Origin of the sequence: Rhodococcus sp. JG-3 (assembly GCF_000482405.1) — a bacterium.
GTDB classification, from domain to species: Bacteria; Actinomycetota; Actinomycetes; order Mycobacteriales; family Mycobacteriaceae; genus Rhodococcoides; species Rhodococcoides fascians.
Window position 1 is genome coordinate 526,789 of sequence record NZ_KI519398.1, and the last position, 13,569, is coordinate 540,357.

Sequence of the window (13,569 nt, forward strand, 5' to 3'; positions counted from 1 at the left end):
GCTGCTCAGAACGCGTGGGCACCGACCAGAGCCGGCATCGGCACCACGAAGAGGTCTGCGGTGGCGATGCGTCGCACTGCGCGGTGCAGGGTGACCGATTGAAGTAACCCGTTGCCGTCCACCGTGTAGTCGACCTCGAGCACTCCCGCGGCGGTGCCGATCCGAATTGTTCCTGGACGGCCGGACCCTGCGTTGGCGGTGACGACCCCACCGATGACCGTCGCCGCTGCGGCCACGGCCACCGCGGAAGTCAGTCCGATCGCCGGGTGCGGAGCCATCATCGAGAGCATGCGTACCGAGATGTCGTAGTCGGCGGAGGCAACGTGCTCACCCGTCGTCGTCACGTACTCCCGCGGCGGGCCGACGATCCCGACCTTCGGAATGGCATGCGAGACAGGTTCTTCGGGCTTGCTCAGCCCCATCCGCAGAGCGGCCTGTCGCCGTAGCGCGATGAGGGTGGGGACGTGAGCGGCGACGACGTCGTTGGACTCCGACCCGGTCAATCCGAAATCGGCGGCGTCGAACAATGCGGCGGGCGCACCCGCTCGAACGAACGTTCCGCGGAACTCGTTGCCGCCGAACGCGACTCGATCGACCTCTGCGCCGGTGGGAAGCATCGTCACTCGATCCGAGGCCGGATCGGTGAAGGTCAATCCCACCGGGACGCCGAGAGCCGTGGTGCCGGGGACGGACGCGTCGCCCTCGGCAGGAATGCGTCCGCCGGGGGTCGCGATCTCCGCCGCCAGAATTGCGCCGGTGTTCTCGTTGCGCATCCGGACCACGGTGACGTGGTCGTCCACGGCGACGAGACCGGTCTGCACGGCGTAGAGGCCGATTGCCGTCGCACAGTTTCCGCAGTTGCTGCCCCACTCCACGGTTCGGTTCTCGATGGCGACCTGAGCGAACAGGTAGTCGACATCGATACCGGGTGCGCTGGAACGTCGAACGATGGCGGCCTTGGAGGTGGTGGAGCTGCCGCCCCCGACCCCGTCGAGCTGACGCGGGTCACCAGAACCGAAGGCCGCGGTCAGGATGTTGTCGAGACCGCCGGCGTCGGCGATGTACGGGTCGATGTCGACCGCGTTGAACAGCCAGCACTTGCTGGTGCCTCCACGCATCCACGTTCCACGAAGAGTGAACATCTGGTGTGCCTTCCGATCAGGATCCGATGCTTCCACCCTGCGACAGAGGATGGTCAAGCACAATTACGAAATATGTTCAGGCCGTGCAGGAGCGCTTAACGCGCGCGTCCCGGTCAGAACAGCTCGGGCACGACCACCAGGATCAACCAGCACAGGGCCGGCGCGATGGCGACGACGATTCCTGCATTGAGCAGCAGCTGACGGTAGAAGCGCGGGCGCTCGATGTTCTGAGCGTTGGCCAGCACCAGCGCACCGTTGGTCGAGAAGGGCGAGACGTCGACGACGGTGGCCGAGATGGCCAGAGCAGCGACGACTCCGACGACCGGCAGTGCACCGGTTCCCAGCAGCGGCATGGCCAGCGGAATGACGGCGGCCAGCAGAGCGGTGGAGGACGCGAACGCCGAGGTGATGCCGATGACGTAGCAGAGCACGATGGCCACGATGATCGGAGCGCCGATGGTGATCGCCATTTCGGCCAGGTGATCGATGGTGCCGACTTCTTGCAGGATCGAGATGTAGGTGACCATGCCGGCGACCAGCAGAACCGTCGACCAACTGATGTCTGCGATAGCTTCGTTCTGCTTCTTCAGATCCGTGAACGCCAGGACCGCTCCGGCTCCGATGGCGATGAAGCTGATCGGCAGGTGCAGTACGAGAACGAGTACCAGGAGTGCGCCGATGAGGAAGAGCGTGAGCTTCTGGACGAACGTGACCGGGGCCGGGGCGTCGACCAGGGTGGTTGTGGTCGGACGAGTGAGCACCTGGGTGCTGCCGCCTGCCGAGCTGCCGCCGCTGGTACCGCCGCCGGTGGGGACGGACGTCTTGACCGGCGTTCCGCCGACGGGGCCACTGCCGGGAGCGGGATCGGTGGACCCCGTTGCGGTGTACTCGAAGCCCTTCATGCGGGCCAGGGCGGCGTAGCCGACAACCGTCAGCACCGAGAGCAGCAGGTTGATGCCGTAGCTGGCGAAGAACAGCGTCCACGGGTTCAGGGCGAGGCCGTTGTTCTCGACGATGTCGCGAACCAGTACACCGGAGACGGAGATCGGGGAGAACGCGCCTGCATGGGCACCGTTGATGACCATGATGCCCATGACCAGCGGGCTCATGCCGGTTCGAGCGGCGAACGCCATTGCGGCAGGCACGATCAGCGCCACCGCGGCGGGGCTGAAGGTACCGAGTGCAGTCAGGACCGAGGCGACGAAGAAGAACACCCACGGAACGACCGTCACCCGGCCGTGCACCGCTCTGATGCAGCTGTTGACCAACAGATCGATGGTGCCATTGCGTTTGGCCATACCGAAGAAGTAGGTGACGCCGACGATGGTCAACACGATCGAGCTGGGGAACTCGTTCAGGATTTCCTTGTCGTCGAATCCCAGTGCGAAGTACCCGACCACGAAGGCACCGATGAAGCCGAGGATGCCGATGTTGATCGGGAAGAAGGTTGCGATCACGAACATCGCAACCAATGCGATGAGCGGGAGGATCTCGATGGAGGTCATGGGCGTCTTTCAGGTGGCTGGTCAGTGCTCGGTTACATCCGCACTCGAACGTTGTCCGTGTCACATTATTGACGCCGGCCTTTTAGGACAATATCGTTTTGCTACCTAGCCGTTTAGCTGAGCTGAAAGACAGGCGCATGAACCACACCTTCGATGTCGTGACGTTGTTTCTGCTTCTCGACATCGCCGAGGCCGGCTCACTGACCGCAGGTGCCGAACGAGCGAACATGACGCCCTCCGCGGCGTCCCAACGCATCAGCAAACTCGAACACGGCATCAAACAACCGGTGTTGACCCGCCTGCCACGCGGCGTACAACTCACCGAAGCCGGCGAAATCCTCACCAGCCGCGCCCGGCTGTTTCGACGGGAGATGCGCGCCGCGAGCGGCGACCTCGAAGCGATCCGAGGGCTCGAACGCGGTTCGGTTCGACTCGGCTCGTTTCCCACGGTCAGCGCGTCGCTGCTCTCGGACGCGCTGAAGGACTATCACTCACGATGGCCCGGTGTGGACGTCCGCGTGCGATCGGCGGTGCGCCCGCAGTTGCTCGACATGCTGCATTCGAGCGAAATCGACCTGGCGCTGCTGTGGAGCTATGCCTGGACGGAAGAGGCCGAACGATCACTGTCACTCGAGCCGCTGATGGAAGACCCGACCGTGCTGCTGCTGCCGATCGACGACGATCGGGTGCAGCACGATGTGTCGCTGCACGATCTTCGTGACGCACGATGGATCATCCGCAGTAACGACCACCCGGCTGCCGAGGTTCTCTATCGCAGTTGTCGCGTAGCAGGATTCGAGCCCGACGTCGTCTACGAGGCACACGACTATCAGGAGATCGAGGCCATGGTGGCTGCCGGTGTCGGCATCGCAATGGTGCCCGGGTTGTCGGTCATTCACCATCGACCCGACGTCACCACCATCGACTTCCCCGACACGGATCGGGTACCGACGCGCGTCATCTACATCGCGTCACTCGCCAGGCGTCAGTACACCCCGGCGATGTATGCCATCTCGACCGCATTGCGCGGTGCGGCCGAGCGCATCGCAGCTGCGACTACAGCAGTTCCCTGATGGCGTTCTCGAAGCCGGTGACGTGTTCGAGGGTCAGTTCGGCCGCGGTGTCCGCATCGCCGTCGATGATCGCCTGCAGCAACACGACGTGCTCACGGACATGGCCGGCCACGTTAGGCAGTCGGTCGAGAAACAGGCACCAGATGCGCGTGGCGTGCGCGTCGAGGCTGACCAGAATGTCTTCGAGGTGAGGATTGCCCGACGCCCGATAGATCTCTCGATGCACCGCAACATCTTTGCGCAGCACCTCGCGTGAATCGTCGGTGTCGTCGATGCTCGCGATGGAGGCCGCGAGCTCGGCCAGCCGGTCTCGAGCCGCCCGTGTCGCGGTCCGCGCCGCACGAGCCGAGGCCGCCGGCTCGAGCTGCTTGCGGATCTCCGAGATGTTGGCCAGGTCGGTCATGTCGACGGCGGTCGCGAAGGTTCCGCGTCGGGGATACGCGACGACGAGGCGCTCACGTTCGAGTCGTTTCAGACCCTCACGAATCGGTGTGCGCCCCAGCCCCAATTGCTCGGCCAGGCGGTCGTCGTTGATCGGTTCACCGGGACGAATTTCCAACATGATCAGCTGCTCACGCACTATTTCGTAGGCTCGATCGGCGTTGGTTCCGACAAACTGCGTTGCATCCATCACCGGCTGAATTTCGATCGTCATCTTGTCTGCTCACTCCCGGTCGACGCCCCGCCCTTGACGGCTCTGCTTTGTGATCTTACTCTATTGGCATCTTGATATATCAGTTCCAGATCATTGATCTTCCAGAAGGGCGGCCATCTTGACGCAGGACTTCGCACCGACAGCGACGGCACCGCACCCGAGAGGCGTGACGAACCGAGTACTCGCCGATCTCGACCCCGAGGTGCACCGCGCGATCAGTGCCGAGCTCGGCCGCCAGCAGAACACCCTCGAAATGATCGCGAGCGAGAACTTCGCACCCTTGGCCGTCATGCAGGCGCAGGGTTCGGTACTGACGAACAAGTACGCCGAGGGCTACCCCGGCCGGCGCTACTACGGCGGATGCGAAAACGTCGACGTCATCGAGCAACTCGCGATCGACCGGCTCAACGCCTTGTTCGGATCGTCGTTCGCCAACGTGCAGCCGCACTCCGGTGCGCAGGCCAATGCCGCTGCCATGGCGGCACTGCTGCAGCCGGGCGATTCGATTCTCGGTCTCGCACTCGCCCACGGCGGACACCTCACGCACGGCATGAAGCTGAACTTCTCCGGCAAGCTGTACGACGTCTCGGCCTACCACGTCCGCGAAGACGACCATCTCGTCGACATGGCAGAGGTGGAGCGCCTCGCCCACGAGCACCGTCCCAAGCTGATCATGGCCGGTTGGTCCGCCTACCCGCGCCACCTCGACTTCGCCGAATTCCGCCGCATCGCAGACGAAGTCGGTGCCTACCTGATGGTGGACATGGCGCACTTCGCCGGCCTGGTCGCCGCCGGACTGCACCCGTCACCGGTACCGCACGCGCACGTGGTCACCTCGACGACGCACAAGACGCTCGGCGGACCGCGCGGCGGCGTCATCATCACCAACGACGCCGCGCTGGCGAAGAAGTTCAACTCCTCGGTCTTTCCCGGTCAGCAGGGCGGGCCCCTCGAACACGTCATCGCCGGCAAGGCCGTCGCCTTCAAACTTGCTGCAGAAGAGGACTTTCGGGAACGGCAGCAGCGCACCCTCGAAGGCGCGAAGATCTTGGCCGATCGACTGTTGACCGACGACGCAGCAGCCGCAGGCATCGACGTGGTCTCGGGCGGCACCGACGTCCACCTCGTTCTCGTGGACCTGCGCAAGTCCGAACTGGACGGCAAGCAGGCCGAGGACAGACTCCATCACGTCGGAATCACCGTGAACCGCAACGCAGTTCCGTTCGATCCACGGCCACCCATGGTGAGCTCCGGAGTCCGCATCGGCACCCCGGCCCTCGCGACCCGCGGCCTGGACGCCACGGCCTTCGCCGAGGTCTCCGACGTCATCGCCCACGCGTTGCGTCCCGACACCGACGACCGCGGACTCGATGCACTGCGAATCCGGGTCGAAGCCGTCGCCGCGCAGTTCCCCCTCTACTCCGACCTGACGGAAGGCTACCGATGACCGCCCCCGTAACCCCTCCGGGCGCACATCTGCCCGACCACCCGGACTTCCTGTGGCGCAACCCCGAGCCGAAGAAGTCGTACGACGTCGTGATCATCGGCGGCGGCGGACACGGCCTGGCCACCGCGCACTACCTCGCCAAGAACCACGGCATCACCAATGTGGCTGTGCTGGAGAAGGGGTGGCTCGCCGGCGGAAACATGGCGCGCAACACCACCCTCATCCGGTCCAACTACCTGTGGGACGAGAGCGCGCGCATCTACGAGCACTCGCTGAAGCTGTGGGAAGGGCTCGCCGACGACCTCGACTACCCCATCCTGTTCAGCCAGCGCGGCGTCCTCAACCTCGCGCACAGTCTGCAGGACGTGCGCGACAGCGTGCGACGCGTCGAGGCCAACCGACTCAACGGCATCGACGCTCAGTGGGTCGACCCCGACGAGGTCAAGAAGCTGTGCCCGATCGTCAACATCTCCAGCGACATTCGCTACCCGGTGCTCGGTGCGACGTACCAGCCACGCGCCGGCATCGCCAAGCACGACTACGTCGCCTGGGGATTTGCCCGACGCGCCGACGCGGCCGGTATCGACATCATCCAGAACTGTGAGGTCACCGGCTTCACCACCGACGGCAACCGCGTCACCGGGGTCAAGACCACGCGTGGCGACATCGCCACCGGCCAGGTCGCGCTGTGCGCAGCCGGGCACACCTCGACGCTGACGGACATGCTCGGCATCAAGACTCCGCTGCAGAGCCATCCGCTGCAGGCCCTCGTCTCGGAGTTGCTCGAGCCCGTGCATCCCACGGTCGTCATGTCGAATGCCGTGCACGTGTACGTCTCTCAGGCCCACAAGGGCGAACTGGTGATGGGTGCGGGCGTCGACTCCTACAACGGCTACGGCCAGCGCGGTGCGTTCCACATCATCGAACGGCAGATGGCAGCTGCAGTCGAGTTGTTCCCCGTCTTCGCTCGCGCGCACCTGCTGCGCACCTGGGCCGGCATCGTGGACGTCTGCCCCGATGCCTCCCCCATCGTCGGACGCACGCCGTTCGACAACGTGTTCCTCAATTGCGGTTGGGGTACAGGCGGATTCAAGGCCACCCCCGGTGCCGGTTGGTGCCTGGCCGACACCATCGCCAACGACGAGGTCCACGAGTACATCGCACCGTTCAGTCTGGACCGATTCGTCACCGGCGCGCTGGTGGACGAGCACGGTGCCGCAGGCGTGGCTCACTAGTTTCTCCGCCCCGACACACGCAGCACCCGAACGAGAAATCTTGGAGTGGCAATGCAATTGATCGAATGCCCGTGGTGCGGGAGTCGAGAAGAGACCGAGTTCCACTACGGCGGCCAGGCGCACATCGCCTACCCCGAGGATCCCTCGGCTCTGACCGACGAACAGTGGGCGCACTTCGTGTTCTTCCGCGACAACCCCAAGGGGCTCTTTGCGGAACGGTGGAGCCACAGCGCGGGCTGTCGGCGTTGGTTCAACGCCGTGCGGGACACCGCCACCTATCGAATCCACAGTGTCTATCGCCTCGACGACCCGAAGCCGGTGAACCCATGACCGCATTCCGCACCGCATCCGGCGGCCGCATCGACCGCACGAGCACCTTCGACTTCACGTTCGGCGGCTCGGCCCTGCAGGGCCACCCGGGCGACACGCTGGCATCTGCGTTGCTCGCCAACGGTATTCATCAGGTGACCACCAGCATCAAGCTCGGCAGGCCCCGTGGATTCACCGCTGCATGGGCCGAGGACACCGGCGGACTCGTACAGATCGAGGAGCCGTTCCCCGAGCCGATGCTGCTCGCCACGACGATCGAGCTGTACGACGGCCTGGTCGCTCGGGGCATCCCCGGACAGGGGCGTCTCGCCGAGATCTCCGACTCCGCCAAGTACGACGCCATGCACGCCCACGCCGACCTGTTGGTCGTCGGCGCCGGCCCGGCCGGTCTGACGGCCGCTCTGGTCGCCGCCCGCAGTGGCGCTCGCGTGGTCGTCGTCGACGATCAGAGTGAATTCGGCGGCTCCCTGCTCGGCTCCGACGACGTCATCGACGGACGGCCGGCCCTGGACTGGGTTGCCGACGCGGTGGCCGACTTGTCGACCTTCCCCGACGTGACGTTGCTGCGCCGCACCACCGCGTTCGGTTCCTACGACGACGGCTTCGTGCTCGCCCTCGAGCGTCGCACCGATCACCTGGGCTTGGAAGCTCCTGCAGCGCTGAGCCGTCAGCGAGTCTGGCGTATTCGCTCGCGTCACATCCTGGTGGCCACCGGCGCCCACGAGCGGCCCGTCGTCTTCACCGACAACGACCGACCCGGAATCATGTTGGCGCACAGTGCACGTACGTTCCTGCATCGCTACGGCGTGACGGTAGGAACCGAGGCCGTGGTGTTCACCACCAACGACAGCGCGTACAAGGCAGCCGTCGATGTGCACGACGCCGGGGTCCGCATCGCGCGCATCGTCGATGCCCGCTCCGAGGCACCGGAACACTGGCTCGGCCCGTGCCGCGAGCGCGGTATCGAGGTGCGCACCGGCAGCGTCGTATCCGGCACCCGCGGCGACACCCGCGTCACTCATGCATTGGTGACCGGTGCCGACGGTGCCACCGACACCGTGGCGTGCGACGTACTGCTCGTCAGCGGTGGCTGGAACCCCGCCGTCCACCTGTTCAGTCAGGCCCGCGGAAAGCTCCGCTACGACGGCGAACTCGGTGCGTTCGTTCCCGCGGACGACGTCGAGGGCATCAGTGTCGCCGGGTCGGCCTCGGGAGTGTTCGATCTGGCAGGATGCCTCCGCGACGGTAACTCGGCCGCGGCAGGTGCGCTGACCCGTCTCGGCTTCGACGTCACCGAAACGTCGCCACCAGCAGTCGAATCCGTGCCCAGCAGCGAGTCGCTGGTGCTGTGGCGGGTGCGCGACGACTTAGGAGCCGACAGCCAGTTCGTCGACGTGCAGCGTGACGCGACGGTGGCCGATCTGGTCCGCGCCGTCGGTGCAGGCATGTCGTCGATGGAACACATCAAGCGCTACACCACGATCGGCACCGCGCACGATCAGGGCAAGACCTCCGGTGTGGTGTCCTCGGGCATCGTGGCGGAGCTGCTCGACAAGCCGGTGGAGAACCTGGGCACCACCACCTTCCGACCGCCGTACACCCCGGTGGCGTTCGCGGCGTTGGCCGGCCGCAACCGCGGCATGGCCTTCGACCCGGAACGGGTTACTGCAGTTCATGATTGGCACGTCGCCCGCGGCGCGGTCTTCGAGGACGTCGGACAGTGGAAGCGGCCCCGCTACTATCCACTGCCCGGCGAGGAGATGCACGACGCCGTGCTCCGCGAGTGCGCGGCCGTGCGTGCAAGCGTTGGCATGCTCGACGGTTCGACACTGGGCAAGATCGACGTGCAGGGCCCCGACGCCGGTGTGGTGCTGGACATGTTCTACACGAACATGATGAGCAACTTGAAGGTCGGCATGGTTCGCTACGGCGTGATGTGCGGTGCCGACGGCATGGTGATCGACGACGGCACCGTGATGCGGTTGGCGGACGACCGATTCCAGGTGTTCACCACCACGGGCGGCGCAGCAGGAATGCTCGACTGGATGGAGGAATGGCTGCAGACCGAATGGCCGCACCTGGCGGTTCGGCTGACGTCGGTGACCGAGCAGTGGGCCACGTTCCCCGTCGTCGGACCGCGCTCCCGCGACCTCGTCGGCGAGATCTTCCCCGAGCTCGACGTCTCCAACGAGGCGTTCCCGTTCATGGCCTGGCGTGACGCCTCGGTCGACGGTGTGCCGGTACGCGTGGCGCGCATCAGCTTCTCCGGTGAACTGGCCTTCGAAGTGAACATCGATTCTTGGCACGCCCGCGCACTGTGGTCGCGGCTGATCGATGCGGGCGAGAAGTACGGCATCACCCCCTACGGCACCGAGACCATGCACGTGCTGCGGGCCGAGAAGGGCTACCCGATCGTCGGCCAGGACACCGACGGGACCGTCACCCCACAGGACCTCGGTATGAGCTGGGCGGTATCGAAGAAGAAGCTCGACTTCATCGGAAAGCGCTCGTTCGACCGTGCCGAGAACCGGAACCCGTTGCGCAAGCAATTCGTCGGGCTCCTGCCCGTCGATCGGGAGACCGTCCTCCCCGAGGGCTCGCAGATCATCGAGCACTCCGAGAGCGGCGTCCTCCCCGAGCTTCCGGTTCCGATGCTCGGCCACGTCACGTCGAGTTACGCCAGCGCAGAATTGGGCAGGCCGTTCGGGCTGGCCCTGCTCGAGGCCGGGCGTGACCGACTCGGCGACATCCTGCACGTCCCGGTGGGCGACACCCTCGTCGCCGTGGAAGTCACCGGCTCCGTACTCGTCGACCCGGAAGGTAACCGCCGTGATGGCTGACCGACTCGCCGCCAGAAGCCCACTCGCAGAAACAGTTCTGCCGGACTCGTCTGCTGTACGCATCGTGGAGGAGCCGTTCTTGGCCGGGATCGACCTGTGGGTCGACCCGAGCGGGCCGGGCGGTGCCGCTGCCTCGGCCGAGCTCGGCACCGAGCTGCCCGGCCCCGGACGCGTCGCCGAGGGCACGAACACCACCGCGATCTGGCTCGGCCCGGAGGAGTGGCTGATCATCGGGGCGGGCCTCGATCCGGTCGAACTCGAACACCGTCTCGGCTCGGCCGTTCGTGAGCATCGCGGTGCGGCAACCGATGTGTCCGCACAGCGAACCAGTCTGCGGCTGAGCGGTTCCCGGGCCCGCGACGTGTTGGCGAAGGGGTGCTCGATCGATCTGCACCCTCGCGTCTTCCCGGCCGGGTCGACGGTACAGACGATGTTGGCGATGGCAGGCATGATCCTCATTGCCTGTGACGACACCGGAACGGACTATCGCATCCTGGTGCGCTCGTCGTTCGCACGCTATCTCGCTGCCTGGCTGACCGACGCGGCCGAGGAATACACCGACGCCGGCTGAGTCGCACCACCGAACCCGACGCGAGAGAAAAGGTGACCGCAGTGCTCACGACCGTCTCCACGGCAACCCGGGCAGCCGATGCCCGCGACCGGCTGCTGACCCGGTTGACGACCTCGCATCCGGTCGTCTGCGGGATCGTCAACGTCACCCCGGATTCGTTCTCCGATGGCGGCCGCTTCCTGGACTCGGATCGTGCTGTGGCGCATGCTCTGTCGATGGTCGACGAGGGTGCCGAACTGCTCGACATCGGCGGTGAGTCAACCCGGCCGGGGGCCACCCCACCCACCGTCGAGGAAGAGATCGAGCGAGTCGTACCGGTGATCGACGCCCTGTCCAGGCTCACCTCGACACCGCTGTCGGTCGACACATCACGGCCCGAGGTGATGCGAGAGGCGGTACGCGCCGGGGCGAGTGTCATCAATGACGTTCGTGCTCTTCGTCTTCCGGGCGCACTCGCCGCAGCTGCCGAACTGGACGTTGCCGTATGCCTGACGCATATGCAGGGCGAACCGGCGACCATGCAGCATTCCCCTCGGTACGGCGATGTCACGGCAGAGGTCCGCCAGTTCCTCGACGACCGGGCCGCCGAATGCATCAGGGCCGGAATCCCGGCGTACCGCATCCTGGTCGATCCCGGATTCGGGTTCGGGAAAACTCTCGAGCACAATCTGCAACTGCTGCAGGGCCTTCGGGCGCTCACCGCGGCCGGGCGACCGATCATGGCGGGTCTGTCGCGGAAGGGCATGATCGGTGCCATCACCGGCCGAGAGGTCGACGGCCGACTCGCCGGATCACTCGCCGCCGCGATCTTCGCGGCCCAGAACGGGGCGTCACTCCTGCGGGTTCACGACGTCGCCACCACCATCGACGCACTGGCCGTGATGCGGGCAGTGCGGTCGCTCGACGTACTGCCCTCACACCCAGGTCAATCCACGACGAATGCCGAGGCCACCTCATGACCGCATCCCTCTCCTCCGCCCGTCGGCTCTTCAGCGCCGAGCACGGTTGGATGGCCGTCGACCCGTTCGGTTCACCGGCCCAGACTCCGAGCCGTGTGGGGGTGACGCCGGCAGCGTTGGCCGACGCGGCCGACATTATCGGCGTCGATCTTCCGTCGGTACGTACCGTGCTCGCCGCCGGTGATGCGTGCGGCACTATCCACACCTCCGCCGGCTCGGTCACGGTGTACGCCCCGGCGAGCGGCATGGTCACGATCGTCAACCCCGCTGTGCGCGAGGACCCGTCGCTCGTCGCTGCCGATCCGCTCGGTGCCGGCTGGCTGTTCGCGGTCCTGACTCCCGCGGCCTCGTCGTTCGACGACCTGACCATGCGCGAGCCGACCGGCGCAGTGCGGACGACCTCATGACCATCAGTGTGTTCGACCTCTTCTCCGTCGGAGTCGGCCCCTCGAGTTCGCACACCGTCGGACCGATGCGCGCGGCCGCCCGATTCGTCGACGATCTGCGGACCATGTCTGCGTTCGACGACGTTCGAGAGCTGGCGGTCGATCTGTACGGCTCGTTGGCCGCGACCGGAGCCGGCCACGGCACCATGACCGCCGTACTGCTGGGGCTGGAAGGCCATGCGCCCGAGACCATCACGACCGAGGTCATGGAAGAACGGCAGGCATCGATGGCGGCCACCGGCCGAATCGTCTTCGGTGGTCACCGAGAGATCGACCTAGCGGTCGACGACATCGTGCTGCGTCCGTTGACGGTACTGCCGTTCCACCCCAACGGGATGAAACTGACTGCCCGCAGAGCGGATTCGACCGAACTGCACAGCGAAGTGTACTTCTCCGTCGGTGGCGGCTTCGTGGTGACCGAGGCCGAAAGCGTCGAGGCCGTCGCACCCCTCGCCTCCGCGAACGGATTCGCGTCGGCCAAGGAACTACTTCAGCTCTGTGAACGTCGGCGCTGCAGCATCAGTGACGTCATGACCGAGGTCGAGCTCGAACGCCGCACACACGAGGAGATTCGGGACGCGCTGCTGCACATCCGTGACGTCATGGTCGAGTGCGAGGTTCGCGGCATCTCCCGCGACGGCTACCTTCCCGGCGCCCTGGGAGTGCGGCGTCGAGCACGGGACTGGTTCCTGCGGCTCGATGCCGAGGATCCGAACCGTTCGAGCGAATTCGCCGAGGACTGGGTCAATCTCGTCGCACTCGCCGTCAACGAGGAGAACGCGTCGGGCGGACGAATCGTCACAGCACCCACCAACGGCGCAGCCGGCATCATCCCGGCCGTGCTGCACTACGCGACCCGCTACACCGCGGCAGGGGTCGCCGATCCCGACGGCAGCACAGTGCGTTTTCTGCTCACCGCCGGCGCGATCGGATCGCTCTACAAGGAGATGGCGTCGATCTCCGGTGCCGAAGTGGGTTGCCAGGGCGAGGTGGGTTCGGCAGCGTCGATGGCCGCAGCCGGTCTGGCCGAGGTACTGGGCGGCACACCCGAACAGGTGGAGAACGCCGCCGAGATCGCGATGGAGCACAGCCTCGGTCTCACGTGCGACCCCATCGGCGGACTGGTGCAGATTCCGTGCATCGAACGCAACGCCATCTCGGCAGGCAAGGCTATCAACGCCGCTCGGATGGCATTGCGCGGCAACGGTACCCACCGCGTCAGCCTGGACCAGGTGATCGAGACGATGCGGTCCACCGGGGCCGACATGCACTCGAAGTACAAAGAGACCTCCAGCGGCGGCCTCGCGATCAACGTGCCGGTGAACTTCGTGGAGTGCTAGAGGCCGAGAACTTTCTCCACCGCCAC

At 65.8% G+C, this 13,569-nt stretch carries 12 protein-coding genes; 9 read left to right on the forward strand and 3 right to left on the reverse strand.

Annotated features, from left to right (window positions below; all coding sequences use genetic code 11):
* Positions 1-5: 5 nt before the first annotated feature.
* Together K414_RS0103740 and K414_RS0103745 are read right to left on the reverse strand one after the other, a co-directional pair.
* A complete protein-coding gene (locus K414_RS0103740; protein WP_027494726.1) occupies positions 6-1,142 on the reverse strand; it encodes a PrpF domain-containing protein in 1,137 nt (378 codons plus the stop codon).
* 113 nt (positions 1,143-1,255) lie between these two features.
* Entirely contained in the window at positions 1,256-2,647 is a 1,392-nt protein-coding gene (locus K414_RS0103745) for an SLC13 family permease (protein ID WP_027494727.1), read from the reverse strand.
* A gap of 137 nt (positions 2,648-2,784) precedes the next feature.
* Here K414_RS0103745 and K414_RS0103750 point away from each other — a divergent pair, with 137 nt between their 5' ends.
* Positions 2,785-3,720 (forward strand): LysR family transcriptional regulator, encoded by a 936-nt coding sequence (locus K414_RS0103750; protein ID WP_027494728.1) that lies wholly within the window; start codon positions 2,785-2,787, stop codon positions 3,718-3,720.
* Here K414_RS0103750 and K414_RS0103755 read toward each other — a convergent pair.
* A complete protein-coding gene (locus K414_RS0103755) occupies positions 3,704-4,375 on the reverse strand; it encodes a GntR family transcriptional regulator (RefSeq protein WP_027494729.1) in 672 nt (223 codons plus the stop codon). The genes K414_RS0103750 and K414_RS0103755 overlap by 17 nt on opposite strands.
* A gap of 166 nt (positions 4,376-4,541) precedes the next feature.
* On the opposite strand from K414_RS0103755, the gene glyA reads away from it, so the two are divergent.
* The 8 genes from glyA to K414_RS0103795 all read left to right on the forward strand — a co-directional run bounded on the left by glyA (position 4,542) and on the right by K414_RS0103795 (position 13,543).
* Positions 4,542-5,822: a serine hydroxymethyltransferase gene (gene glyA, locus K414_RS0103760; protein WP_027494730.1), complete on the forward strand. Its 1,281-nt coding sequence runs from the start codon at positions 4,542-4,544 to the stop codon at positions 5,820-5,822.
* Positions 5,819-7,057, forward strand: coding sequence for a sarcosine oxidase subunit beta family protein (locus K414_RS0103765; RefSeq protein WP_027494731.1), 1,239 nt, complete (start codon positions 5,819-5,821; stop codon positions 7,055-7,057). The genes glyA and K414_RS0103765 overlap by 4 nt, the downstream gene beginning before the upstream one ends.
* A 51-nt stretch (positions 7,058-7,108) precedes the next feature.
* Positions 7,109-7,387 carry a sarcosine oxidase subunit delta gene (locus tag K414_RS0103770; RefSeq protein ID WP_027494732.1) on the forward strand — a complete coding sequence of 93 codons (279 nt, stop codon included), beginning with the start codon at positions 7,109-7,111 and terminating at the stop codon, positions 7,385-7,387.
* Entirely contained in the window at positions 7,384-10,227 is a 2,844-nt protein-coding gene (locus K414_RS0103775; RefSeq protein WP_027494733.1) for a 2Fe-2S iron-sulfur cluster-binding protein, read from the forward strand. Before K414_RS0103770 ends, K414_RS0103775 begins: the two co-directional genes overlap by 4 nt.
* Positions 10,220-10,798: a sarcosine oxidase subunit gamma family protein gene (locus K414_RS0103780; protein WP_027494734.1), complete on the forward strand. Its 579-nt coding sequence runs from the start codon at positions 10,220-10,222 to the stop codon at positions 10,796-10,798. Before K414_RS0103775 ends, K414_RS0103780 begins: the two co-directional genes overlap by 8 nt.
* 92 nt (positions 10,799-10,890) lie before the next feature.
* Entirely contained in the window at positions 10,891-11,757 is an 867-nt protein-coding gene (gene folP / locus K414_RS25960; RefSeq protein ID WP_152530480.1) for a dihydropteroate synthase, read from the forward strand.
* Positions 11,754-12,164, forward strand: coding sequence for a glycine cleavage system protein H (locus K414_RS25965; protein ID WP_051364920.1), 411 nt, complete (start codon positions 11,754-11,756; stop codon positions 12,162-12,164). The genes folP and K414_RS25965 overlap by 4 nt, the downstream gene beginning before the upstream one ends.
* Positions 12,161-13,543, forward strand: a complete 1,383-nt coding sequence (locus K414_RS0103795) for an L-serine ammonia-lyase (RefSeq protein WP_027494735.1) — start codon at positions 12,161-12,163, stop codon at positions 13,541-13,543. The genes K414_RS25965 and K414_RS0103795 overlap by 4 nt, the downstream gene beginning before the upstream one ends.
* Positions 13,544-13,569: the final 26 nt, after the last annotated feature.

Excerpts from the sequence above, each read along its gene's own strand:
- K414_RS0103780 (WP_027494734.1), top strand. The coding sequence starts at position 10,220 with ATGGCTGACCGACTCGCCGCCAGAAGCCCACTCGCAGAAACAGTTCTG.
- K414_RS25965 (WP_051364920.1), top strand. The coding sequence starts at position 11,754 with ATGACCGCATCCCTCTCCTCCGCCCGTCGGCTCTTCAGCGCCGAGCAC.
- K414_RS0103765 (WP_027494731.1), top strand. The coding sequence starts at position 5,819 with ATGACCGCCCCCGTAACCCCTCCGGGCGCACATCTGCCCGACCACCCG.
- K414_RS0103745 (WP_027494727.1), bottom strand. The coding sequence starts at position 2,647 with ATGACCTCCATCGAGATCCTCCCGCTCATCGCATTGGTTGCGATGTTC.
- K414_RS0103795 (WP_027494735.1), top strand. The coding sequence starts at position 12,161 with ATGACCATCAGTGTGTTCGACCTCTTCTCCGTCGGAGTCGGCCCCTCG.
- K414_RS0103750 (WP_027494728.1), top strand. The coding sequence starts at position 2,785 with ATGAACCACACCTTCGATGTCGTGACGTTGTTTCTGCTTCTCGACATC.
- K414_RS0103775 (WP_027494733.1), top strand. The coding sequence starts at position 7,384 with ATGACCGCATTCCGCACCGCATCCGGCGGCCGCATCGACCGCACGAGC.
- K414_RS0103755 (WP_027494729.1), bottom strand. The coding sequence starts at position 4,375 with ATGACGATCGAAATTCAGCCGGTGATGGATGCAACGCAGTTTGTCGGA.
- K414_RS0103770 (WP_027494732.1), top strand. The coding sequence starts at position 7,109 with ATGCAATTGATCGAATGCCCGTGGTGCGGGAGTCGAGAAGAGACCGAG.
- K414_RS0103740 (WP_027494726.1), bottom strand. The coding sequence starts at position 1,142 with ATGTTCACTCTTCGTGGAACGTGGATGCGTGGAGGCACCAGCAAGTGC.